At 37.3% G+C, this 26587-nt stretch carries 18 protein-coding genes and 1 pseudogene; 15 read left to right on the top strand and 4 right to left on the bottom strand.

Annotated elements, in window-relative coordinates; all coding sequences use genetic code 11:
• Positions 1-16: 16 nt before the first annotated feature.
• From IGJ90_RS07060 to IGJ90_RS07030, 7 genes are all read left to right on the top strand, one after another.
• Entirely contained in the window at positions 17-445 is a 429-nt protein-coding gene (locus tag IGJ90_RS07060; protein ID WP_002360261.1) for a CoA-binding protein, read from the top strand.
• Positions 446-649: 204 nt separating this feature from the next.
• On the top strand, positions 650-2707 hold the full coding sequence (parE, locus tag IGJ90_RS07055) for a DNA topoisomerase IV subunit B (RefSeq protein WP_002381887.1): 2058 nt from the start codon (positions 650-652) through the stop codon (positions 2705-2707).
• A 12-nt stretch (positions 2708-2719) separates the two neighbouring features.
• Entirely contained in the window at positions 2720-5182 is a 2463-nt protein-coding gene (gene parC, locus IGJ90_RS07050) for a DNA topoisomerase IV subunit A (RefSeq protein WP_002357527.1), read from the top strand.
• Between the two features lie 289 nt (positions 5183-5471).
• Positions 5472-7718 (top strand): formate C-acetyltransferase, encoded by a 2247-nt coding sequence (gene pflB, locus IGJ90_RS07045; RefSeq protein ID WP_002357529.1) that lies wholly within the window; start codon positions 5472-5474, stop codon positions 7716-7718.
• 76 nt (positions 7719-7794) lie between these two features.
• Complete coding sequence (gene pflA / locus IGJ90_RS07040; protein ID WP_002357530.1) at positions 7795-8559, top strand: pyruvate formate-lyase-activating protein; 765 nt, start codon at positions 7795-7797, stop codon at positions 8557-8559.
• Between the two features lie 95 nt (positions 8560-8654).
• Positions 8655-9581 (top strand): manganese-dependent inorganic pyrophosphatase, encoded by a 927-nt coding sequence (locus tag IGJ90_RS07035; RefSeq protein WP_002360265.1) that lies wholly within the window; start codon positions 8655-8657, stop codon positions 9579-9581.
• Positions 9582-9652: 71 nt separating this feature from the next.
• Positions 9653-10537, top strand: a complete 885-nt coding sequence (locus IGJ90_RS07030) for a DUF1803 domain-containing protein (protein WP_438767861.1) — start codon at positions 9653-9655, stop codon at positions 10535-10537.
• A gap of 59 nt (positions 10538-10596) precedes the next feature.
• Here IGJ90_RS07030 and IGJ90_RS07025 read toward each other — a convergent pair whose 3' ends face one another.
• On the bottom strand, positions 10597-11148 hold the full coding sequence (locus IGJ90_RS07025; RefSeq protein WP_174121024.1) for a DUF2179 domain-containing protein: 552 nt from the start codon (positions 11146-11148) through the stop codon (positions 10597-10599).
• Between the two features lie 180 nt (positions 11149-11328).
• Here IGJ90_RS07025 and cls point away from each other — a divergent pair, with 180 nt between their 5' ends.
• From cls to IGJ90_RS07005, 4 genes are all read left to right on the top strand, one after another.
• Positions 11329-12789 (top strand): cardiolipin synthase, encoded by a 1461-nt coding sequence (cls, locus tag IGJ90_RS07020; protein WP_002371124.1) that lies wholly within the window; start codon positions 11329-11331, stop codon positions 12787-12789.
• A 282-nt stretch (positions 12790-13071) separates the two neighbouring features.
• A complete protein-coding gene (locus tag IGJ90_RS07015) occupies positions 13072-14952 on the top strand; it encodes a beta-glucoside-specific PTS transporter subunit IIABC (protein WP_438767859.1) in 1881 nt (626 codons plus the stop codon).
• Positions 14952-16361 carry a glycoside hydrolase family 1 protein gene (locus tag IGJ90_RS07010; protein ID WP_010775848.1) on the top strand — a complete coding sequence of 470 codons (1410 nt, stop codon included), beginning with the start codon at positions 14952-14954 and terminating at the stop codon, positions 16359-16361. Before IGJ90_RS07015 ends, IGJ90_RS07010 begins: the two co-directional genes overlap by 1 nt.
• A gap of 109 nt (positions 16362-16470) precedes the next feature.
• On the top strand, positions 16471-16632 hold the full coding sequence (locus IGJ90_RS07005) for a hypothetical protein (protein WP_002361843.1): 162 nt from the start codon (positions 16471-16473) through the stop codon (positions 16630-16632).
• A gap of 154 nt (positions 16633-16786) precedes the next feature.
• Here IGJ90_RS07005 and tnpA read toward each other — a convergent pair whose 3' ends face one another.
• From tnpA to IGJ90_RS06990, 3 genes are all read right to left on the bottom strand, one after another.
• Positions 16787-17242 carry an IS200/IS605 family transposase gene (gene tnpA / locus IGJ90_RS07000; protein ID WP_002366027.1) on the bottom strand — a complete coding sequence of 152 codons (456 nt, stop codon included), beginning with the start codon at positions 17240-17242 and terminating at the stop codon, positions 16787-16789.
• Positions 17243-17424: 182 nt separating this feature from the next.
• Positions 17425-18405 carry a LacI family DNA-binding transcriptional regulator gene (locus IGJ90_RS06995; protein ID WP_016630407.1) on the bottom strand — a complete coding sequence of 327 codons (981 nt, stop codon included), beginning with the start codon at positions 18403-18405 and terminating at the stop codon, positions 17425-17427.
• Positions 18406-18423: 18 nt separating this feature from the next.
• Complete coding sequence (locus tag IGJ90_RS06990; protein ID WP_438768320.1) at positions 18424-19884, bottom strand: sucrose-6-phosphate hydrolase; 1461 nt, start codon at positions 19882-19884, stop codon at positions 18424-18426.
• Between the two features lie 243 nt (positions 19885-20127).
• Between IGJ90_RS06990 and IGJ90_RS06985 the strand changes: the two genes are divergently transcribed.
• The 4 genes and pseudogenes from IGJ90_RS06985 to IGJ90_RS06970 all read left to right on the top strand — a co-directional run bounded on the left by IGJ90_RS06985 (position 20128) and on the right by IGJ90_RS06970 (position 26461).
• The gene (locus tag IGJ90_RS06985) at positions 20128-21801 is read left to right on the top strand and encodes a glycoside hydrolase family 13 protein (RefSeq protein ID WP_438767856.1); all 1674 of its coding nucleotides are present in this window, start codon (positions 20128-20130) and stop codon (positions 21799-21801) included.
• Positions 21802-21817: 16 nt separating this feature from the next.
• Positions 21818-23746, top strand: a complete 1929-nt coding sequence (locus IGJ90_RS06980; protein ID WP_002360285.1) for a sucrose-specific PTS transporter subunit IIBC — start codon at positions 21818-21820, stop codon at positions 23744-23746.
• A gap of 272 nt (positions 23747-24018) precedes the next feature.
• Positions 24019-24895, top strand: a pseudogene (locus IGJ90_RS06975) (helix-turn-helix domain-containing protein).
• A gap of 132 nt (positions 24896-25027) precedes the next feature.
• Positions 25028-26461, top strand: coding sequence for a cryptochrome/photolyase family protein (locus tag IGJ90_RS06970; RefSeq protein WP_002366706.1), 1434 nt, complete (start codon positions 25028-25030; stop codon positions 26459-26461).
• Positions 26462-26587 lie beyond the last annotated feature (126 nt).

Genomic DNA, 26587 nt, shown 5'->3' with positions numbered 1-26587 from the left:
AAAAGGGGTTGAGTGAATGACATTTGAGAATCCAAGTCAAAATCAAATTTTTGATATTTTAAAACAAGCAAAAAATATTGCGGTAGTTGGTTTGAGTAACAAGCCCGACCGCACGAGTTACAAAATTGCGGAAATTTTACAGCAACATGGCTATCGTGTGTTACCTGTCAATCCAGTTTTAAAAGGTGAAACGGTGCTTGGCGAAACGGTTTATGGGGCATTAACAGAGATTCCTGAAAAGATTGATATTGTTGACGTCTTTCGGCGGAGTGAATTTTTGCCAGAAGTGGCCGCAGAAACATTGAAAACAGAAGCGCCTGTCTTTTGGGCCCAACTAGGTTTGGAAAATGAAGAGGCAGCGAACTTGTTATTAAATGAAGGTCGTCAAGTTATTATGAACCGTTGTATTAAAATTGAATTGGCAAAAATGGCAGATGCTGAATAAACACGTGTAATTTTATAAAGAAAGAGCGTCCTGAACGGAAAGCTCTTTTTTTTTTGACCCAGATAGAGTATTATTGTAATGATGGTTTTAGAAGGAGCGAACGGAAAACGCAAGAAACCCGCTCACTCTTCTTCTAATTCTTTAAGAAATAGTTAATGTACGCTTATTAACTAAACGAGAATCTAAGTATAAGGAGTTTTTTCTTTGGCTAAAAAAATTAACAATGAGTACAATGATGCCTCTATCCAAGTCCTAGAAGGATTGGAAGCAGTGAGGAAAAGACCTGGTATGTATATCGGTTCAACCGATAGCCGTGGACTCCATCACTTAGTCTATGAAATTGTCGATAACGCAGTCGATGAAGCGTTATCTGGCTACGGGAATGAAATCAACGTAACTATCCAAAAAGATAATAGTATTTGTGTTGCAGACTCTGGCCGCGGAATGCCAACAGGGATGCATGCTTCTGGTATCCCAACAGTAGAAGTTATTTTTACTGTCTTACATGCGGGTGGTAAGTTTGGCCAAGGTGGCTATAAAACTTCAGGCGGACTCCATGGGGTGGGTGCCAGTGTTGTTAATGCCTTATCTAAGTGGTTAGAAGTTCATATTGTTCGTGATGGCGTAGAATACATGGAACGATTTGAGGACGGCGGTAAACCAGTTGGTACCTTAAAAAAAATCGGCAAAACAAAAAAACGCAACGGCACCTCCGTTACTTTTTTACCTGACGACACCATTTTCTCTACGACAAATTTTTCTTACGAAATTTTAGCAGAACGTTTGAGAGAATCAGCTTTCTTATTAAAAGGCGTCAAAATTACTTTAACAGATGAACGTGGGGAAGAACCCAAAGAAGAAGTCTTTCACTACGAAGAAGGCATTAAAGAATTTGTTGCCTATCTAAATGAAGAAAAAGATACATTAACACCCGTTGTTTATTTTTCAGGAGCCAAAGAAGGTATTGAAGTTGAATTAGCCTATCAATACAACGACGGCTATTCTGAAAATGTTTTATCTTTCGTTAACAATGTCCGCACAAAAGATGGCGGTACCCACGAAGTCGGTATGAAAACGTCAATGACAAAGGCGTACAATGAATATGCACGGAAAGTGGGACTATTAAAAGAAAAAGATAAAAATTTAGAAGGTAGCGACTTCCGCGAAGGCTTAGCAGCCGTCCTTTCTATTCGAGTACCAGAAAACTTACTACAGTTCGAGGGCCAAACCAAAGGGAAATTAGGTACACCTTTAGCAAGAACCGTTGTCGATAACGTCGTAGGCGAACAAATGGGCTTCTATTTACAAGAAAACAGTGAAATGAGTCAATCATTAATTCGGAAAGCGATTAAAGCCCGTGAAGCCCGTGAAGCGGCTCGCAAAGCTCGTGAAGAAAGCCGGAACGGTAAAAAACGGAAAAAAGGTGAATCGTTACTTTCTGGAAAATTAACACCGGCTCAATCTAGAAATCCTAAGAAAAATGAACTATATCTTGTCGAAGGAGACTCGGCCGGTGGCTCAGCAAAACAAGGACGCGACCGGAAGTTTCAAGCCATTTTACCGCTACGAGGAAAAGTCATTAATACGGAAAAAGCGAAAATGCAAGACATCTTGAAAAACGAAGAAATCAATACTATGATCTATACAATTGGCGCAGGCGTCGGTCCTGAATTTTCAATTGAAGATTGTAATTATGATAAAATCATCATCATGACCGATGCGGATACCGATGGTGCCCATATTCAAGTGTTGCTATTAACGTTCTTCTATCGTTATATGAAACCATTAATTGAAGCCGGCAAAGTCTACATTGCCTTACCACCACTTTATAAAGTCTCTAAAGGAACTGGAAAAAAATCAGTCATTGAGTATGCTTGGACCGATGGTGAATTGGCAGAAGTGATTGATAAAGTTGGTAAAGGCTATATGCTCCAACGCTATAAAGGTCTGGGGGAAATGAATGCAGAACAACTTTGGGAAACAACGATGGATCCTGAAACTAGAACCTTAATTCGTGTTCGGATTGATGATGCAGCTCAAGCAGAACGCCGTGTGACCACATTAATGGGCGACAAAGTCGAACCTCGTCGAAAATGGATTGAACAACATGTTCAATTTACATTGGAAGAAGATGGCAGTATTTTAGATCGTTCAGAAGAAGACACTTCTGCACCAACAGGAGAAAGTCTTTTAGATGCGGAAAAAACAAAAGAAGCAGAACAAACCGATGACACTGAAATCAGTTTGTTTGACATAGAGTAGGGAGTGACAATTTTGGAAAAACGCCAAGAAGTTCAAGAATTAACCCTTGAAGAAGTAATGGGCGATCGTTTTGGAAGATATTCCAAATACATCATTCAAGAACGGGCCCTACCAGATATTCGAGATGGGCTAAAACCAGTACAACGCCGCATTCTCTTTTCAATGAATAAAGACGGCAATACCTTTGATAAAGGCTTTCGTAAATCAGCAAAATCTGTCGGAAACATTATGGGGAATTATCATCCCCATGGCGACAGTAGTATTTATGAAGCGATGGTCCGTCTAAGTCAAGACTGGAAATTACGGGAAGTACTAATTGAAATGCACGGAAACAACGGAAGTATGGATGGCGACCCACCAGCGGCGATGCGTTATACAGAAGCTCGTTTATCACAGTTAAGTGGTGAGTTGTTAAAAGATATCGACAAAAATACCGTCGATTTCGTCTGGAATTTTGACGATACAGAAAAAGAACCCACTGTTTTACCAGCCAAATATCCTAATTTATTGGTAAACGGCTCAACGGGAATTTCAGCAGGCTATGCAACAGAAATTCCTACGCATAATTTAGCGGAAATCATTGATGGAACTGTGTATTTAATTGATCATCCTAATGCAAGTTTAGAGAAATTAATGGAATACATTCCAGGACCAGATTTCCCAACAGGTGGGATTCTACAAGGAAAAGCAGAAATTAAAAAAGCCTACGAAACCGGCCGTGGTAAAGTAATTTTACGTGCGAAGACAAAGATTGAGCCTTTAAAAGGCGGCAAACAACAAATTGTTATTTCTGAAATTCCTTACGAAGTCAATAAAGCAACGCTAGTGAAGAAGATGGATGAAATCCGTTTAAATAAAAAAGTAGACGGCATTGCCGAAGTTCGTGACGAAAGTGACCGAACTGGCTTGCAAATTGTTGTTGAACTAAAAAAAGATGTCAATGCAGAAGGTATTTTAAATTATCTGTTTAAAAATACTGAATTACAAATCAATTACAACTTTAACATGGTAGCCATCGACAACATGACCCCGCAACAAGTGGGCCTAAAACGGATTTTAGAAAGTTACATTACGCACCGCAAATCAGTTATCATTAACCGTTGTCAATTTGAGTTGGACAAAGCTCGCAAACGTGAGCACATTGTTGCTGGTTTAATTAAAGCATTGTCTATCTTAGATAAAGTGATTGCAACAATCCGTGGCAGTAAAGATAAAAAAGATGCGAAGAAGAACTTAGTATCCGACTACGCGTTTACTGAAGAACAAGCAGAAGCAATCGTCACTTTACAGCTATACCGTTTAACCAATACAGATATTACTGATTTACAAGAAGAAGCGAAAACTTTGGAACAACAAATTGCTGAGCTATTGAACATTTTAAACAATGAAAAAGAACTATTCTCAGTCATGAAAAAAGAACTTCGCGAAGTTAAAAAGCAATATGGCAATCCGCGCTTAACTCAAATTGAAGAGGAAATCCAAGAAATCAAGATTGAAACAGCTGTGTTAGTTGCGCAGGAAGACGTGGTCGTAACCGTGACGCACGAAGGCTATATCAAGCGGAGTAGTATTCGTTCTTATACAGCATCAAAACCAGAAGAAATCGGCATGAAAGAAGGCGACTTTTTACTATATGCTGGCGAAGTCAATACATTAGATCATCTTTTACTAGTAACAAATAAAGGGAATATGATCTATCGCCCCGTCCATGAGTTGCCAGATTTACGCTGGAAAGAAATTGGCGAACATATTTCTCAAACCATTTTAAATCTTGCTATCGATGAATCGATTATTGCTGTATATCCTTATAAAGAGTTAAGTCCGACAAAAACCTTTGTTTTCATTACAAAAGCTGGCATGATTAAACAAACCAAAATGGCTGATTTTGAGCCTTGGCGCACGTATAAGAGCCGCCCGACATCTTGTATGAAATTAAAATCAGACCAAGATGAAATTACCAATGTTTATTTAACAAATGATCAAGACTTATTGGATGTTTTCCTCGTTAGCAATCGCGGTTTTGGCTTACGTTATCCATTATATGAAGTACCAGTCGTGGGTAGTAAAGCGGCTGGAGTTAAATCAATGAACCTCAAAGAAGACGATTATGTCGTTAATGGTTTACTGGTTCATTCTGAAGGGGATACACCGATTGTCATTGTTACCCAACGTGGCGGTGTTAAACGCATGTTAGCCCAAGAATTAACACAATTAGGACGAGCAAAACGTGGATTAATGGTCTTACGAGAATTGAAGAAAAATCCACATCGTGTTGTCTTTATGTCTGAAAGCACCGATTTAGATTTATTAGTCACTACGCAAAAAGGCACACAAGAAGTTATTCAGTCGAAAAATTATCCAATCAGTGAACGAACATCCAACGGTTCCTTTGTCATCGATGAACAAAAAGATGGCCAAGTAATGGAAGTCCACGAGATGCATTCTGCAGTGATTGAAGAAGAACAAACAAACTAAACTGTGTTATAAATATCTCCACAGCAGCCATCTGTATTAATACAGATGGCTGCTGTTTTTAATACAGAAGTACATTTTTCACAAGTGATAACAACTATAAATCGTTCTTATTTTCACAAGTATAAATGTTTATATATCAGCATTTAGAATCTTTGATCCCCATTTATTTATTAAGAAAGTGCAATAAATAATAAAAAAACGCTTGCATCTAAAAGGTTATGTGTTATACTAATCACATAAAGCTGTTACATACAATCAAGTAGCAGTTAACTAAGGAGGCAAACACTTCATGAAACAATGGGAAGGCTTTAAAGGCGACAAATGGAGAACAAGCGTTGACACTCGTGATTTTATTCAAAACAACTACACAGAGTACAAAGGCGACGACAGTTTCTTAGAACCAATCGCTCCGAGCACTGACAAATTATGGACAAAACTACAAGAATTATTTGAAATCCAACATGAAAAAAATGGCGTTTATGACATGGATAGCGATATCCCAGCAACTATTACGTCACATGAACCTGGTTACTTAATCAAAGAAGAAGAAAAAATTGTCGGTTTACAAACAGATGTACCATTAAAACAAGCATTTATGCCATTCGGTGGTATTAAAATGGCGAACAATGCCTTAGTTTCAAATGGTTATGAAACTGACGAAGAAATGACAAAAATCTTCACAGAATACAGAAAAACACATAACCAAGGTGTTTTTGATGCCTACACAGCTGAAATGCGTTTAGCACGTAAAAACAAAATCATTACTGGTCTTCCAGATGCTTATGGCCGTGGCCGTATTATCGGTGACTATCGTCGTATCGCATTATACGGTATCGACTACTTAATGGAACAAAAGAAAAAAGATCATGATAACACTGGTAACAAAGAAATGACAGACGATGTTATTCGCTTACGTGAAGAAATTTCTGAACAATACCGTGCGTTAAATGACTTAAAACAAATGGCTGCTTCTTATGGTTTCGATATTTCTCGTCCTGCTGCAAATGCGCAAGAAGCAATCCAATGGTTATACTTTGGTTACCTAGGTGCCATTAAATCTCAAAATGGTGCGGCAATGTCAATTGGTCGTATCTCAGCATTCTTAGATATCTATATCCAACGTGACTTAGAAGCTGGTTTAATCACTGAATTCGAAGCACAAGAAATGATTGACCATTTAATCATGAAATTACGTATGGTTAAATTTGCACGGACACCAGAATACAACCAATTATTCTCTGGTTATCCAATTTGGGCAACATTATCTATTGCTGGTATGGGTATTGACGGTCGTTCATTAGTTACCAAAAATGACTTCCGTATCTTACACACCTTAACAAACATGGGACCATCTCCAGAACCGAACTTAACTGTATTGTATTCTTCTCACTTACCAGAAGGCTTCAGAACATATGCAGCTAAAATCGCGAAAGAAAGCTCATCTATCCAATTTGAAAACGATGACTTATTACGTGAAAACTGGGGTTCTGACGACTGTGCAATCGCATGTTGTGTTTCTGCAACAGTTATGGGTAAAGATATGCAATTCTTCGGCGCTCGTGCGAACTTAGCGAAAGCTGTTCTTTATGCAATTAACGGCGGGGTCGACGAAAAAACTAAAATGCAAGTAGCACCAAAATATCGTCCAATGACTGGTGACAAATTAGATTACCACGAATTCATGGAACGCTATAAAGACATCTTAGACTGGTTAGCTGAATTGTACGTTAACACATTAAACATTATTCATTACATGCATGATAAATATGCATATGAAGCACCACAATTAGCTTTAATGGATACTGATTTACAACGGACATTCGCAACTGGTATTGCCGGAATCTCTCATGCGACTGATAGTATCATGGCAATTAAACACGGTGAAGTAGAAGTAATCCGTGACGAAGATGGTATGGCAATTGATTATGTACCAACAAAAGAATTCCCAACATACGGAAACGATAACGAAGAAGCCGATGCAATGGCTAACTGGATTTTAGATTACTTTATGACACAAATTAAACGTCAACACACATACCGTAACTCTAAACCAACGACTTCATTATTAACAATCACTTCAAACGTTGTTTATGGTAAAGCAACAGGGAACACGCCTGACGGACGTCGTGCCGGCAAACCTCTTGCACCAGGTGCGAACCCAAGTTATCAAGACGGTAAATTCTTAGGTGAGAAAAATGGCTTGTTAGCTTCATTAAACTCAACAGCTCGTTTAGAATATACAATCGCTTTAGATGGTATTTCTAATACACAAACCATCAACCCTAATGGTTTAGGTAAAGACGACGACACAAGAATTAACAACTTACGTAACGTATTAGATGGCTACTTCGATAAAGGTGGTTACCACTTAAACGTAAACGTATTTACAAACGAATTATTATTAGATGCACAAGCACATCCAGAAAAATATCCAAACTTAACTATCCGTGTATCTGGATATGCCGTGAAATTCCGTGACTTAACTCCTGAACAACAAGCAGACGTTATTTCAAGAACTTCACACGACAGACTATAAAAAACATTTACATTATTTAACTGAAAGGGTGACATTTAACGTGTCATCCTTTTCGTTTGAAAGAAGAGGGATCATTATGACAACACCAGTTACAGGTAGAATTCATTCAACAGAAAATTTTGGTACCGTTGATGGCCCAGGTGTCCGTTTTATCGTATTTACACAAGGGTGTCGCATGAGATGTCAATTCTGTCATAATCCAGATACTTGGAAAATTGGTTCCGGTGGTCGTGTGGTGACGACTGACGAAGTATTAGAGGAAGCATTACGTTTTCGCTCTTATTGGGGCGAAAAGGGTGGTATCACTGTCAGTGGTGGTGAGCCGCTATTGCAAATGGACTTTTTAATCGATTTATTTAAAAAAGCCAAAGCACAAGGCATTCATACAACCTTAGATACGTGTGGCAAGCCTTTTACTCGGGAAGAACCCTTCATTAGTCAATTTGATGAATTGATGAAGTACACAGATTTACTCTTATTCGACATCAAACATATTGATAACGAGCAGCATAAACTGTTAACAACGCAATCAAATGATAATATTTTAGAGATGGCTACCTATTTATCTGAAATTGACAAACCTGTTTGGATTCGCCACGTATTGGTGCCTCAACGTAGTGATTACGACGAATATTTAATCCGTCTGGATGCCTTCATAAAAACATTAAACAATGTAGATAAAGTTGAAGTGCTTCCTTACCATACGATGGGCAAGTACAAATGGGAAGAACTAGGTATTCCTTATCCATTAGAAGGAATTGAACCTCCTAAAAATGATCGTGTTGAAAATGCGAAAAAACTACTACATGTCGAGGACTATCAAGGTTATCTAGCACGTTAACAAACGAAAAAATAGAAAAGAAGACAATTTTTTTGTTGTTTCTTTTCTATTTTTTGTTATCATTAAGAGTGAATCAAAACCAAGGAGTGTGTATTATGTCAAAAATTTTAGTTTTTGGACACCAAAATCCTGATACAGATGCTATCGGAGCAGCAATTAGTTTTGCTTACTTACAAAAAGAATTAGGAAAAGAGACAGAAGCTGTCGCTTTAGGAACACCAAGTGAAGAAACTCAATATGCCTTAGATTACTTCAATATTGAAGCACCACGTGTTGTCACTGAAGCAGCTAGCGAAACAAACCAAGTCATGTTAGTGGATCATAACGAATTCCAACAAAGCATTTCAGATATCGCTGAAGTAAACATTTTAGCAGTAGTGGATCATCACCGGATTGCCAACTTCGAAACAGCAGATCCATTGTATTATCGTGCAGAACCAGTAGGGTGTACCAGTACAATCATCTATAAAATGTTTAAAGAAAATAACGTGACAATTCCAGCTCAAATTGCTGGTATGATGGTCTCAGCGATTATTTCTGATACATTATTATTTAAATCACCAACTTGCACACAAGAAGACATCGATGCAGCGCACGCCCTAGCTGATATTGCTGAAATTAATTTAGAAGGCTATGGTCTTGACTTATTAAAAGCAGGAACAAATTTAAGCGATAAATCAGCTGAAGTCCTTTTAGATTTAGATGCTAAGAGCTTCCCAATGAATGGCAAAACAGTTCGCGTTGCTCAAGTAAATACCGTCGATTTAGCAGAAGTTTTAGATCGTCAAGCTGAATTAGAAGCAGCTATGGCCGCAGAAAATGCAGCCAATAATTATGACTTGTTTGTCTTAATTATTACGAATATCCTAGACAGTGATTCTGAATTATTAGCGATTGGTGCGGAACAAGCCAAAATTGAAGCAGCGTTCAATGTAACATTAGTTAACAATCGTGCGTTCTTACCAGGCGTTGTTTCTCGTAAAAAACAAGTAGTACCACAATTAACAGAAGTCTTTAACTAAAACCGTAAGCGCCTAAGCAACGCGATAAATTCCTTGTTGCTTAGGCGCTTCAATAGTAAAGGGGCGTTAACATGAATGATTTAGCAATTTACTATCATTCTCCGCAACAAACGAAACAATACAATCATTTGCTCAACCAATCACTTTTTTTCCCTCTTGTTACTTTTATGTATGAACATCGGGAAGAAAGAATCATTTTAAGACAATTAAAAGCGGCCTTTGCAACAGAAGCCAAGTTAGAACAATTTTTATCAGAAGTGATTGATTGTCAGTTAATCATTCGGGAAAATCGTCAATATCGTTTGAATTTTCCTATTTATACGGCAGCTGAAGTTGCGAGTTTGACTTTGGCTGAAGACGAACTTCCTAAGTTTCAAGGAACTGTAACAGAGCAATTATTTTGGCTAGCTGAATCTTTTTGGCCACAAGTGTTTCCAGAAGAGGAATACTATTTTTTTGGCGTGAGCGGTGGCCCCTCATTTTATCAAAAACAAAGATTGGCCTCGGCACAACTATCTATGATTACGCTTGAAAAAGAAAAGACAGAGGTTCCAACAATGCCTCGTTATTTTGATTACTTGGGCAAAGAGCAACCCTTGCCAGAAGCCTTCAGCGCTTTATATGACTTGCTAGGGGACGTAAATCCTGAATACTATCTTTCACAAGCGAGAAGAGTCATTAAACAAGCTCTGCGAGGCCGCAAAGTCAGTACTGTGCCTAATATTTTTCAAGAAAGTTTGCACTTGACCCAAGTGATTGCGATTGACCAGGACCACTTAAAACTCCTTTTACCAGTAGCAACGGAACAAGCCGAGCCTTTAGAAGCACAGTCGGATATTCTAGCATTTTATTATGAAAAAATTGCTAACCGATCGGCCATCGAACGCTTAGTTTTTATGCAACAATTGATTGAGCAACTAGGTACGAACTCTTTAAGTTATCTTAGAATAAATTAAAGTTACGATAATTATATTATGTAAACTAAAAAATCAATAACAAGAAATGACGCCGCTTCTTAGTGAGAAATGGCGTCATTTCTTTTGCGAACTTTTTTCGTCCAAAACCCACCAGAAATGAACTTAGGCTCATAGGAAATGATAAATGCTCTCGGCTCTAATTGATTGATTAATTTGTACAATGTACGTTCGTTTTTTCTTGGGGAAAGAATTTCTAAAACCATTCGTTCTCCTTCGCGTCCGTAGGCAACACTTTGTGTAACACCATAGCCGTGTTCACGAAGTGTTTCTGGTAAATGAAATTGTTCAGTAGTAGAAGGGAGGATAACCGATACCATAATATAACCCAAGGCCAAATAGTCTTCGATTTTAATTCCTACACTAATGCCAACAGCGTAACCAAGCGCATAAACAAGTAAATTTAAAGGATTGTCTAAACGATTCAGAACCATACTTAGCCCTAAGACATAAATTGTTATTTCACCCATACTAACCAGCGGTGCAATAACCCGATAACCTTTCATCGTTAACATAAAACGAATAGTATTTAAGGTAATATACGCAAAATTAATGATAAAAATCATAGCTAACATTTTCAAATCAACGACCATAAAATAAGTACCTCTTTTCAAAATCTTTACATCCAGCCCTCATTATAGTACAGAAAAACTGAGAATCAAAGGCGAAACACTTATAGAAATGAATTCTTTTTTGAATACTCGCTCATATTATTCGCCTAATTTAACTGTTATTTGATATAATCTTAGTATGAAGTAAGAAGGAGGTAAGCGATGAAAATTTTTGTTTGGATTTTGTTATTTTTATTAGTAATTAACGTTATTGCTGCCTTAATTACTGTTTTTAGAAAACCTCGTAGTATTTCCAGCGTTTTAGCATGGATGATGACGTTGATTTTCTTGCCTGGTATCGGCTTTATTATTTACTTATTCTGTGGGCGAGGTATCGATGGACAAGAAGTTTTTAAATTGTCTGATGATGAAAAACAAATGGTTCAACGAATTAAAGAAAAAGTGGACGTTGATAACAAAAAAGCAGGGCGCGATAAACGTTATGATTTACTTTATGATGCGAAAGTTTTAAATCGTTATTTCCGGAATATGGACGCATCACCGTTGGCCAAAAGAAATAGTTTGCAATTATTTACAGATGGCCAAGAAAAATTCCAAGCATTATTTGAAGATATTCGTGCAGCGAAAGAAACCGTTCATGTGGAGTATTATGCGTTTTTTAATGACACAATTGGCAATCAATTTTTAGATGTATTAATCGAAAAGTTGCATGAAGGCGTGGAAGTTTACTTAATTTACGATCCTTGGGGTTCACCCGGTGCAAATAAAAAGTTTTTTGCTCGTTATGTTGACGCTGGAGGAAAAGTAGCTCCCTTTATTACTTCTCGCGATATGATCCGTAAAACACGTCTAAATTATCACTTGCATCGAAAAATTGTTGTCATCGATGGGAAAATTGGCTGGACCGGCGGGTTCAATGTTGGGGATCAATATTTGAATGTCACCGAAAAATTTGGTTACTGGCGAGATACCCATATTCGTTTGGTCGGGACGGCCGTATTTTCATTACAAGAGATATTTATCATGGATTGGAATGCTTCAGTCAAATATCCTGAAGAACGTATGACGTATCATGAAAAATATTTTAAATTACCAGAAGATCATGAAGTGGAGCATTTGTCCTTACAAGTTGTTTCAGATGGTCCTGATTCAGAAGAAGAAATTTTGAAAAGCGGGTTTGTTCGGATGATTTTTTCTGCAGAAAAGAGTGTCTGGATTCAAACACCGTATTTAATCCCTGACGATAGTATGATTAATGCGTTGTTAGTGGCGGTTCGTTCAGGTGTCGACGTGCGAATTATGATTCCTTGTATGCCTGACCATCCCTTTATTTACCGCGCAACACAATATTACGCGAATTACTTACACAAACGCGGCATTAAAATTTATATTTATGATAGTGGGTTTATTCATGCAAAAACAATGGTGATTGATGATGAATTAGCTATGGTTGGGACAACAAACCAAGATATTCGCAGTTATTCATTGAATTTTGAGGTAAGTACGTTTATTTACAATCCCGACATTGCGTGGATGTTAGCGCAAGTCTTTGAAGAAGATATAGAAAAAAGTGTCTTACTAACCGACGAGATAATTAAAAAACAAGGGTACTGGCTACGCTTCAAGCAAAACTTTTCACGCTTGTTGTCCCCAGTCTTGTAATCAAATAAATCAGCAGTGAATGTAGTAAACTACTATTTTCACTGCTGATTTTAGTAACAAAACACTGAGGTGGTCTACCTAATTCATTGATAATCCCTCTAAATAATGGTAAATTAAAAATAAATTCAATCAGCTATTCTATCGTGAGAAACATAGTTATTACGTAGATCAGATCAAAGGGACATTCACGACGAGCAAATATTGAGTGTGTTTGCTGAAACGTGCATGTGTGATTTGGTCTTTTTTATTGAGCTGTTATTTTATAGATAAGGAGTGGTCATCATGGACTACCAAGCAATAGCAAAAGAAATTTTGAAAGACGTAGGTGGCAAAGACAATATCGTGGATGTCACACATTGTTATACACGATTGCGTTTCGTATTGAAAGATACGAAACAAGCGAACAAAGAAGCCTTACTACAAACAGAAGGTGTCATTTCTGTTGTTGAAAGTGGCGGGCAGTATCAAGTGGTTTTAGGCAATAAAGTCGCGCATGTCTATAATGCTCTAGAACCTTTGTTGGCTCAGCAACTTACGACCAAAACATCCACAAAAGAAAAAAATTCATTAGGCAATCGAATTTTAAATACTGTTGCCGCGATTTTCACACCTGTCGTACCAGCAATTGCCGCTTCAGGCATGTTAAAAGGAATTATAGCCATCGCTGTGATGGTCGCAAACAATTTTTACCAGGTCGATTTAAAACCTTTGAATACGTATATTATTTTAAGCGCCGCTTCCGATGCACTTTTTTATTTTATGCCAGTTATTTTAGGTTATTCAGCTGCTAAGGTTTTCAAAACAAACGAATATATCGCCATGGTAATTGGTGCCACCTTATGTTATCCAACCATCGTTTCATTAATGACTGAAAAATCAGCGGTTACCTTGTTTGGATTACATGTGACCAAAGCCAATTATGTTTCCACGGTAATTCCAATTATTCTTGCAATTTTTATTTTAGCTTATGTGCAACGCTTTTTGGAAAAAGTTATTCCAGAAGTTCTAAAAATTATTATGGTTCCTACGCTATCATTACTTTTAATGATTCCAGCCACTTTATTATTATTTGGACCGATAGGGATTTATTTAGGTGACGGCGTGAATTGGTTGTATTATTATATAATGAATTTTAGTCCCATCTTGTTAGGCGGTTTTATCGGCGGAATTTGGTGTGTCTTAGTCATTTTTGGGGCTCACCGCGGACTTGTGCCAATTGGGATTAATGATGTCGCTCGAACAGGACGGCAAAATTTGCTAGCGTTTGCTGGTGCAGCGAACTTTTCTCAAGCGGGCGCCGCATTTGGCGTGTTTGTCCGCACAAAAAATAAAGACTTGAAAGCTGTTGCTGCCTCTGCAACAGTGACTGCATTATTTGGTATCACAGAACCAGCCATTTATGGTGCAAACTTGCGGTTAAAAAAACCGATGATTTATGCGGTGGCTAGCGGAGCAGCAGGTGGGGCCTTAATGGGCTGGGGCGGTTCCTACGGGACAGCCTTCGCTAACCAAGGACTCTTGACCATCCCAGTTTACGCAGAAGCAGGAACCAAAGCCTTTATTTGTTATTTATTAGGTTGTGGCATTGCTTTTTTTGGTGCATTTCTATTAACGATTTTTCTAGGCTTTAATGATTTACCGATTGACGAGTCACGTCAAGAACCCAGCTTAAAGACCGAGGCAACGACCGTCAAAGAAAAACAACGGATTCAAGCACCTGTTCAAGGACAACTCGTATCTTTAGACCAAATCAACGATGAAGTCTTTGCTTCTCAACAAATGGGAAAAACGCTAGCTATTTATCCGACAGAGGAACAAATTGTTTCACCAGGAAATGGGCAAGTGACGGTTTTATATCCAACTCATCATGCAATTGGCTTAAAGTTAGACAATGGTGCTGAAATCCTCCTTCACATTGGAATCAATACCGTCGAATTAAAAGGACGGGGATTTGAAACGTTCGTAAAAGTAGGAGAAAGGGTCAGACTAGGACAGAAACTGCTCTCTTTTGATAAACAAATCATCCAAGCTGCTGGTTATGATCCAACCGTCTTAGTCATCGTAACAAATACTGCGGAAATGGCTATAATTGAGACAACCAAACAAACAGAGATTACACCACAAACAAATTTATTTTTCATGCAAGTAAAGGAGCAAAACTAATGGTTAAACAATTTAAGAACGATTTTTTATGGGGCGCTTCTTCCTCCGCTTTTCAAATTGAGGGCGCTTGGAATGAGGACGGCAAAGGCCTAACAGTAGCTGATTATAATTCTTTTAAAAAGTCAGCTGTTCAAGCAGATACGAAAGTCGCCAGCGATTTTTACCATCATTTCAAAGAGGACATTGCGTTAATGAAAGAATTAGGCTTAAAAACCTATCGTTTTTCTCTTTCATGGGCACGAATCATTCCAACAGGTGATGGCGAAATCAATCAAGCCGGCATCGATTTTTATAATGCCGTCATTGATACACTTTTAGAAAACGATATTTTGCCGTTTGTCACACTTTATCATTTTGATTTACCTTTTGCGTTGGTGGAAAAATACAATGGTTGGGCGGATCGTCGCTGCGTTTCCGCATTTCAACGCTATGCGCAAGTCTGTTATCAAGCGTTTGGTGATCGAGTCAAAAATTGGCAAGTTACGAACGAACAAAACTTAATGATTCGTGTCGATGAACGAATGAATATGTACGATGTTGCACCAGAAAATACTGAAAAAATTCGTGCACAAATGGATTACCATATGTTTGTTGCCCATGCGCTAGCGACGAATGATTGTCACCAATTGGTCGCTGGGGGAAAAGTCGGTCCCTCTGTTTCCTCAACGATGACTTATCCTAGTTCCAATAAACCTGAGGATGTTTGGGCAGCTCGTATGAATGATAACTTTAAAACAAATTATGCTCTAGAAATGTATTGTTTTGGCGAATACCCTGGTTACTATCAAGAGTATTTAACCAAATGCGGCATTTATCCCGAAACACAGCCAGAAGATCAAGCAATTCTGAAAGCCGCTAAACCAGATTTTATCGCCCTTAATTATTATCGGACGTTAGTTGCTAGCTATTTACCGACAGATGAGCAACACCCATTGGGTACGAAAGAAAAGGACATTGATTTTGATCTATACGGTTATTTTAAAATCGAAAAAAATCAACATTTAAAAACCTCTAAGTATGGTGCCCAAATTGATCCAACTGGTCTACGTTTAGTTTTAAATGATTATTATCGTCAATACCGTTTACCGTTAATCATTACAGAAAACGGCTTAGGCACACCAGATCACCTAACAGAGGACGGAAAAGTTCATGATGACTATCGAATTGCGTATTTGCATGACCATATTGCTGCTTGTCATGCGGCTATTTCTGACGGTGTTGAGTTGTTTGGCTATTGCCCTTGGTCGGTCATGGATATTTTAAGTTCTCATCAAGGATTCAAAAAACGCTACGGTTTTATTTACGTCAATCGTGAAGACCATGAGTTAAAAGATTTACGACGTATTAAAAAAGATAGTTTTTATTGGTACCAATCAGTGATTAAAAATAATGGGTTACCAGAAGAATAATGACCAAAAAGGATCATCCGTTGGCATAAGCGGGTGATCCTTTTGTTTTCAAGTTTTGTCGTTCCGTGTTAGGCTTAAGTTAATAAACCCATTAAAGGTGGTGAGAGAGATGAATAATTACGATTTATGGAAATGGGCTGCCGGGAAACGAACCGAAAAAGATAAAAATGAAACCTATAGCGCCAAAAATTGGTGGTATGTTTTACTAATGCTCGGTGTATTTGTAGGGATCATGTTGTTGTATTATTTAATCTCTGTGCTTTGGAATTAAGGGAAAATGGGCAAATGAGGAATTAAGAGTAAATATCCACCCGCATAGCGGGTGGCTTTTTAATAGCCCTAGAAGGGCTCGCTACCTGCTGCTCCCTTTAAGGGAGCTTTTTTTAGAGACCGCCAACCGCTACCATTCTATTCTTATCTAGTTGTTACTTACTAAATGGATCTCTATACTCTCTTTTGTTTATACTATCCCTTACTCGATCTTCTGCTTCTTGTTCTCGTATATACTTAGCTATCGTTTTTTGGTTCAGACCTACAGTGCTCACATAATAGCCTTTTGACCAAAATGATCTATTCCCATAATTATATTTTAAATTCGCATGACGTTCATGAATGATTACTGCACTTCTTCCTTTTAAGAAACCCATGAATCCTGATACACTCAACTTCGGCGGGATTCTTACCAACATATGGATATGGTCAGGCATTGCATGAGCTTCAATGATTTCGACTTCTTTCATTTCACACAATTTTCTCAGTATTTTTCCAATATCCTGCCTTAACTGACCATAGATTACTTTTCTTCTATATTTTGGTGTAAATACAAGATGGTACTTACAATTCCAACGAGTATGTGCTAAACTTTTATCGTCGTTCGACATACAAAAACTCCTTTCGATTAGATAACGGTTGGTAGCCTTTATCTATTATATCGAAAGGAGTTTTTATCGCTAAAGCTCTGAGCTCCACGCGCAGTACGCGTGGTTTTTTTGTCGAAATCTCTTTAGAGATTTCAACTGACTAAAGTCATTAATAAAAAAAGACACCTTTTCAGGTGTCTTTTTTAACAGGATTCAGACAATGATAGCTGAATCGGAATAGGATAATTTTCCTCGAGTGCAACATCAGGATCCTTCATTCTACGAAGCAGTAAGTCAATCATAACGTCACACATCTCGTCGATTGGCTGAACAATGGTTGATAGTTGTGGGGCAATTCTTTTGATTAATTTTGTCCCATCATAACCAATTACTTTTAATTCTTCAGGAATGGATATCTTCAATTTTTGAGCAATATTCATAACTGTAATTGCTGTCAAATCATCTGTACAAAAGATGCCGTCTACAGTTTTATTTTGAAGCAAACGTTCGATTTCTAGATTTTTTAATGTTGTAGAGGTTCCATTATCAATTTGTAGAATCGTTTTTTCTGCGCCATATTTTTCCATCGTTTGTTTATAACCAGCCAATCGATAATCGCTAGGTGCGCCTGTGTTATTAGCACCAGTAATAATTGCAATCTTTTGTGCACCACTTGCAAATAAGGCTTCAGTGGCTTTTTGGCCACCTTGAAAGTTTTGCGAAGAGACAATTGGAATGCCAGGTGCCAAGAAACGGTCAAAGGAAACAATAGGTAGTGAAACATTTTCATATTCGTTAATAGCTAAGTTATGGCTACCAGTGATTACACCGTCCACTTTATTTGCAGCGAGCATTCGTAAATAGGTGCGCTCTTTTTCTGGATCTTTTTCACTATCACATAAAATCACTTTATATCCTTGAACAAAAAGCTTTCTTTCCAGTGTTTCAATTAATTCACCAAAAAATGGATGACTAACAGAAGGGAAGACTAAACCAATCAGCTGCGTACTTTTTCCTTGGAGGCTTCTGGCTAATCCATTGGGTTGATAATTTAATTCTTCCATCGCTTGATGAACTTTATCAATTGTTTTTTGACTAAGATAACCATAATTATTAATCACGCGGCTCACCGTTGTCGGGCTCACACCAGCAAGCTTTGCTACATCCGTTAATTTAACCACCATTAAAATTCACCATCATTCCTAATTATTCGTATTTTCCAGCTCATAAAAACAAGCTTTTGCCGTCTTGGATAGATGAAGATACCGTTGCGCTTTATCTGGAAAGAAGCGACCAGTCATCGTTTTTTCACCTTTATTTACATAGATTTCTGCAACAGAGCAATCAACAAAAATAGTTAACTGAACTGACTTATTTTTCCTAATTTTAGTTTCACGAATTGTGCCATACTTTTCAGCAAAAGGTTGGCCAGCAAATGTTCGATCAAGGGTTATTTTACCATGAATCGTATCAATTGTAATTAAAAGTCCTTTTGAACCCGTTTCGTTCGCTAAAAGCCGAATAAAAGCAATCTCATTTTTGGGAATATCCACTTCTAATTCAAAAGAAGCAGTAGATAAAAAATGGCAGCCATTTGATAAAGTAGTAGCGGATTGACGAAGCATTTCTGTTTCAGAAACTGGATATTGAAATAGTTTCCCGTTGTGAATTGTGAGTTCTTTAATCAGACTTAAGCCATTTGCCCAACCCTCCACATCACTTGGGTAAGTGATTTCTGGCAACCCAATCCAACTGACCGCAAGTGCACGACCATCTGGCGCATTAAAGGCTTGAGTAGCGTAGACATCAAACCCTTCATCTAAATTTTCAAAAGGCCCAGCCTGAACTAAAGAAAGATTCTCCAAATCAAACGTTTCGGCCAATGTGTACATATTCGGATAGATATTCTGATAACTTTTTACAGATGGAGATAGACCTTGTGGGCAAAATAATAAGACAGGCTGGCCATCAATAAATACCAAATTGGGGCATTCAACCATGTAGCCTAATTCTTGGTCGGTGAACGTCAATTCGCCAAGTTGATGAAAATTGTGTACGTTTCGATCTTTAGAAAAATAGACCACAATTTTTCCTTGTCTATTTAAATCACTAGCACCAATTAATAAAACAAGTCCTTCTTGATAAGGAAATACCATCGGATCACGAAAATGGGAAGAATAATTGGGGTCAATTGGTAGGAATGGTGTTGATTCCTTTGTGATCGCACCTAAAGAATTCAGCCATGCAATATTTTGATATGCAAATCGTTGCCAAGTTTGATCACGAACATTCCCTGTATAAAATAAACATAGTTGGTTATCTATTGGTAAAGCTGAACCTGAATAGACGCCATGAGAATCATATTCAGAGTCGGGATAAAGGGCAATTCCTTCATACTCCCAGTGAATTAAGTCGGAGGAAGTTAAGTGGGCCCAACTTTTTAGTCCGTGAACACTCCCGAAAGGAAACGCTTGATAAAATAAATGCCACTGGTTATTGAAATACGAAAAACCGTTGGGATCATTTAGTAGTCCTGTCTGTGGTTGAATATGATACTTAAAACGCCAACTAGATTGCGCGATAATAGAAGTTAGATTTTCGAGGTGAGCAGATGTCCAAGAAGAATAAGGCGCATAACGTAATTCATCAGTCCATTGGTTCATGATGCTTGACATAAGTAATGTCTCCTTTATTAGAAAATAGTAGTTAGTCTAATAGTATAAACAAATCAGAAAAAAGTCAAACGTATAACATATATAAATCTATTTAAATCAAAAGGATATTATAATTTACATTTATTTATGATAAACGTTTGACATATTACGCAAAAACGAGTATCATACAAAATGTAAAAACGGTTACAGAAAAAAATTAACAGGACTAGTTTAAGAGTGAGGAGAACCAGAATGAACAGAAATTGGTGGCAAAAAGAAGTGGCCTATCAAATTTATCCATGTAGCTTTTCGGATAGTAATAATGACGGAATCGGTGATTTACAAGGCATTATTCAAAAACTGGATTACTTAGAAAATTTAGGAATTACGCTGATTTGGCTGAGTCCAATGTACCCGTCGCCAATGGCTGACAATGGATATGATATTTCAGACTATTATGGTATTTCTAGCGATTTTGGTACAATGGCAGACTTCGATGAACTCATTGAAGAAGCAAAAAAACGAAACATAAAAGTTATTTTAGATTTGGTGGTAAACCATACATCTGATGAACATGCTTGGTTTCAAGATGTTTTAAAAAATCCTCAAAGTCGTTTTCGAGACTTTTATATTATAAAAGAAGGACGAGAAGCACCTACAAATTGGCGGTCTAACTTCGGTGGTAGTGTTTGGGAAAAATTACCTGGGGAAGATGCCTACTACTTTCATGCCTTTCATAAAAAACAGCCGGATTTAAATTGGGAAAATCCTGAACTACGCAAAGAAATCTATCAAATGATTCGTTTTTGGTTAAACAAAGGAATTGCTGGTTTTCGTGTAGATGCGATTAATTTTATTAAGAAAGATTTGACTTGGACAAACTTACCTGCTGATGGGGCAGATCAATTAGCCAAAGTAACAAAAGCTAGTAGAAACATGCCAGGAATGAGTGACTTTCTGAACGAGTTAAAAGAAAAAGCTTTTGCTGGTTTTGATATTGTCACAGTTGCTGAAGCGGCCGGCGTCAATTATCCAAATTTATCAGAATTTATTGGAGAAACAGGGTATTTCGACATGATTTTTGACTTTAAATGGGCTGATTTGGATGTGAAATCAGGAAGCGAATGGTTTTATAGAATCGATTGGTCTTGGAATGATTTACGCACATTAATTTTCAAACAGCAAGAAGCCATGCAAGAGGCTGGTTGGAGTGCAAATTTTATTGAAAATCATGATCAACCTCGAGCGACAACGAAATATTTAAAAGAACAGGCTCAACAGCCAAATGCGGTTAAAACATTCGGCGCCATGTATTTCTTTTTAAGGGGCACGCCTTTTATTTACCAAGGACAAGAATTAGGAATGACCAATTTTGAAAGGGGTTCGATTGATGAATTCGATGATATTTCTAGCATTGATCAATACTATCGAGCAATAAAAGAAGGATTTACGCCCAAAGAAGCCTTGTCACTTGTCAATTTGCGTAGTCGAGACAATGCCCGCACGCCTTTTCCATGGAATGATTCTATGTATGGCGGTTTTTCAAGCGTCAAGCCTTGGTTAGGAATGGTGGATAATCATAAAGAAATCAATGCCGAAGCAGAAATAAAAAATAGTCAAAGTATTTTTCATTTCTATAAGCGGATGATTGCATTTCGTCAAAAGAGTCCCTATACAGACATCTTACTTTATGGAACATTTGAGGGACTATCAAATCTTCCAGATAATGTTATTGCTTATAAACGCAAATTAAATGAAAAAACAATTTACGCCTTTTTTAATTTTGGTGAGGCGGTTCCAATCCCTCATTATTTAGTTAATGGCACAGTTATTTTTGATACACAGTCTGAAGAACGAGAGCAATTAGTTCAGCAGGGAACATTATTAAAAAGCTATCAAGGACTATTGATTACTATAAATGAGTAGCTAGGAGGAGTATAACATGGCAGAAAATTATCAGCAGGCAGCCAAAGACATTATTCAATTAATCGGTATGGATAACATTATATCGGTCACCCATTGTCAAACGCGGTTACGTTTTATTTTGAAGGACCATGAACAAGTAGATGGTAAACAACTAGAAAAAATTGATTTAGTCAAGGGTGTTTTTTATAATGGTGGTCAATACCAAGTGATTTTAGGAACTGGTATTGTGACTAAAGTGTATGATGAAATAGAAAAACTTGGAATCAATGTTGTGTCAAAAGCAGAGCAAACAGCAATTTTAAAAAATAATGAAACGGGCATGCGCAAAACAATGCGCATTTTAAGTGAAATATTCATTCCAATTGTTCCAGTAATTGCAGCAACAGGATTGTTCCTAGGGTTAAAAGGTGTTATTTTTAACGACACTTTTTTACAATTATTCGGAGCAAGTGTAGCCAATATTCCTGAAAGCTTTCAACAAATTGTCTCTGTCATTACAGATACCGTCTTTGCTTTTTTGCCAGCTTTGATTGTTTGGTCTACCTTTAAAGCATTTAATGCGACGCCTGTAATCGGGATTGTTATTGGTTTAATGATGGTATCACCCATTTTACCAAACGCTTATGCAGTTGCAACACCAGATTCTGGCGTGAAAGCTATTATGGCTTTTGGCTTTATCCCAGTTGTCGGTGCACAAGGGTCCGTTTTAAGTGCAATTGCTGCTGGTATAATTGGCGCAAAGATTGAACTTTTTTTCCGAAAAAAGATGCCGAATATTCTCGATCAAATTTTTACACCTTTTATGACTATGTTAATTACTTTTTTAATCATGATTCTCGGAATTGGCCCAATTTTGCATACCGTTGAGTTAGGCATGGTAGATGTTGTCCAATGGTTGATTGGGTTGCCCTTAGGATTAGGTGGTTTCGTGATTGGTGCCTCATATCCTTTAATGGTTTTGATTGGTATTCATCATACACTAACTATGGTAGAAACATCATTATTAGCAAATACAGGATTTAATGCATTGATTACAATATGTGCCATGTATGGGTTTGCCAACGTTGGCAGTTGTTTAGCCTTTGCGAAAAAAGCGCAAGATAGCAAAGTGAAGTCGACAGCCATTGGTTCTATGTTGTCTCAATTATTTGGAGTTAGTGAGCCTGTGTTATTTGGATTACTTATTCGTTGGAACTTAAAACCGCTGCTATGTGTCTTGTTTACATCAGGTTTAGGCGGAGCAATTTTAGCTATTTTTCATATTCAATCAAATTCTTATGGCTTAGCCGTTATTCCTTCTTTCTTAATGTATATCTATAGTGCACATCAATTAGTGATCTATTTATTAGTCGCACTTTTATCTGTCGGTGTATGTTATGCATTAACCAGTCTATTTGCAATTCCACAAGAGGTTTTAATTTCAGATAAAGTAATCGAAGAGGAAGAACGCGAAGTCTTTGAAATGCAACATAACACCTTAGATGAACAACTTTTTTCTCCGGTAACTGGTTACGCCATGAATCTTACTGCTGTTAATGACCCGGTATTTTCAAGCGAGATGATGGGCAAAGGTTTAGCAATCATGCCAACAGCGAACAAGGTTTACGCGCCTGCAGATGGTTTATTAAACTTGGTTGCAGAAACTGGGCACGCTTATGGTATCCAAACGGACGCAGGAGCTGAAGTATTAATTCATATAGGAATTGATACCGTCACATTGGGGCAGGAGGTCTTTCAGACACAAGTAACCCAAGGTCACCGTGTTAAAAAAGGAGATCTTTTAGGAACGTTCGATCGAAAAGCCATTAAAGAAGCTGGGCTTGACTCAACTGTCATGGTTATCATTACAAATACTTCAAGTTATTTAAGTGTAGAGCCAATGATGTCAGATCATAATGAAATTACGCCGGAACAAATCATTTTAAATCTAAATACACCTAACTAAACAAAAGAACAGCAAGAAGTAGTTATCACTTCTTGCTGTTCTTTTTCTTAATAAAAAACCAATGATTTTCGGTTGTATTTGTCTATCCGTTTGTAGTATGATTGAGTCAGTTTTAAAGGAAACATGCCAAGTATGGAAGACCATACTTGACACGCATTGACTAATTAAACATGGGGAACGTTGCCATAAGTTGATGTTCCAGTCAATAATGCAAGTAAATCAAACATAGCATGTACCTCCTTTAATTGATAATCAAAGTATAACATTTTTTAATGAATTTACATAATAATACAAGTGGAGGTCTGTTCGTGAAGGTAGCAGGAGACAAAATAAAACAAGCGAGAAAACTTAAAAAAATCACACAATCAGAGCTGGCTAACGGCATCTGTACGCAAGCAACAATTAGTAATATTGAAAACCGTAATCTATGTGACAGTTTAGATATTTTCTCATCTATTTGCCTCCGATTAGATTTAGAAGTAGAAGAATGCATGATGATTTCTGAAGAAAAGAAAATTGAAAATCTACTAAACAAAGTCGAGGATTTATCTTTACGGCTATTTCACTTAGAGGCCTACAATTTATTACAAGAAGTGCCTGAAGGTCTTATCTAATAATGAACTAACGACTAAATTGTTATATTATAAGGGAATTACTTGTTTATTAGGAAAAAAAGATAAAGCAGAGGCCTTGTTTTACCTATATCGGGGCGCGGAAATTGACCGTAAAGTCAATATTTACAACATTTTAAGCCTGAATGCGCTAGGTACGCTATATGAACTGGAAAAAGATATGAGAAAAGCGCAAGTGTATTACGAAAAATCATTACAAGAATTGGAACAATTTAAATTAGAATGTTCCTTGGAGCGTTGTAGAATTTATTATAATTCTGCTAAATTCTACTCGGAAATGAAAGACTACCAAAAAAGTGTCATTTTAAGCGAAAAAGGGATTCAGATTTGTCGTGACAAACACTCCATTTATTTGCTAGATTATCTTTTATATGAAAAAGCCTTTAACAAACAAATGCTCGGGGAAGACACAGCCGATGACTATCGTCAAGCCTATTATTTTACACAATTTTTTGGCAATACAGAAGTCCTACAATATATTGAGAAAGATATGAAAGCCTTTAATATTTCCTATTAATTTAATCAAAAAGCCGATAAAAGCTGAAAACCCAGTTTTTATCGGCTTTTTGAAAAGTCTAGGCAAGTTGCTTTTAAAAATCAGCAGTCACGGTTACGATAAGCAAGACGAAGTATTTAGGAGGATTTAAAAATGAAAAGAGTAATGTGGTTTAGACGTGATTTACGATTACAGGATAATAAAGCATTAGCACACGCGTTACAAAATTCTGCAGCTGATGAATTGATTTTATTATTCCAAATGAATCCTCAACAATTTATTCAAGAAAGTGCTAATCATAACGCTTTTTTTGCAAGTTTAGCCTCGTTTAAAGAACGAATCGATCAAGAGGCACATTTACAAATCATGGTCGGCGAACCGTTAGATTTATTTTTACGTTTGAAACGCAAATTACCCGATTGGCAGGCCATTTATTTTAATGAAGATACTTGTGGCTTTGGGGCAAAGCGGGACCAGCAAGCTATGCGCTTTTTTGAAGAAAATAATATTCAGTCTTTCTCTTTTCAAGATGCCTATTTGCATGGCTCTGAAGAAATTAAGAAGAACGATGGCAACAAGTACCAAGTGTTTACGCCCTATTACAATAAATGGAAAGAGGCGCCTAAAGAAACACCGATTCCTGTTTCCTATACAGCTGAAAAAATTTTTAGTGCGTGTCTTTTTCCAGAAGAGGAAGCAGCATATGGGGAACAGATTGCGAGGATTCCTTTAACACACTATAGTGTCGGCGAAAAAACAGCCAGAAGGTGCTTAAATACTTTTATTGATCAAAAACTTCGATCCTATGAAAATAAGCGTGATTTCCCTTATCAGGATCAAACGAGTCATCTGTCTACTTTTTTAAGAACGGGAGAACTTTCGATTCGCACCATTTGGCAAGAGCTTGCATCTGCGCCTTCTAGCTTAAGTAAAGAAACCTTCAAAAAAGAATTAGCTTGGCGCGACTTTTACAATATGATCTATAGTACGTTTCCACAACAAAAAGAGGAAGCTATTCAAGAAAAATTTCGTTATATTCAATGGACAAATGACCCAGAAATGTTTGTCAAGTGGCAAAAAGGGGAGACGGGGTACCCTATAATTGATGCCGCCATGCGACAACTGAATCAAACTGGTTGGATGCACAACCGCTTAAGAATGATAACTGCCTCTTTTTTAGTTAAAAATTTACACATCGATTGGCGTTGGGGTGAAAAATACTTTCAAAAAATGTTGATTGATTATGATGCCGCCAATAATATCGGTGGCTGGCAATGGGCTGCTTCGACAGGAACGGACGCTGTCCCGTATTTTCGGATTTTTAATCCAATTATCCAGTCAAAAAAATTTGATAATGACGGCCAATTCATCAAAAAATATGTTCCAGAACTTAAGCAAGTGCCACAAAAGTATATTCATCAACCAAATCTAATGAACGAAGCCTTACAAACGCAATATCATGTACATTTAGGAGAAAATTATCCAAAACCCATTGTCGATTATGCATCAAGTAAAAAACAAACATTGTTTCTATATGAAGCGAGCAAAGAAATTCATCAAGAAATGAACAATCCAACGTTTCAATAAACAGTAAACCCAACTAGCTTAGCAAACAACTTGTAAGGTTAGTTGGGTAAATTAATTAGTCGAAAGAGAAGTGCAATTTATCGGCTAAAGTTTTTTATTTTATTCTAGTTTACATAATATACATTA

Source organism: Enterococcus sp. AZ129 (genome assembly GCF_051714505.1).
GTDB classification, from domain to species: domain Bacteria; phylum Bacillota; class Bacilli; order Lactobacillales; family Enterococcaceae; genus Enterococcus; species Enterococcus faecalis.
Note: the sequence above shows the minus strand (reverse complement) of the source record. Positions and strands in the feature narration are given on the sequence as shown.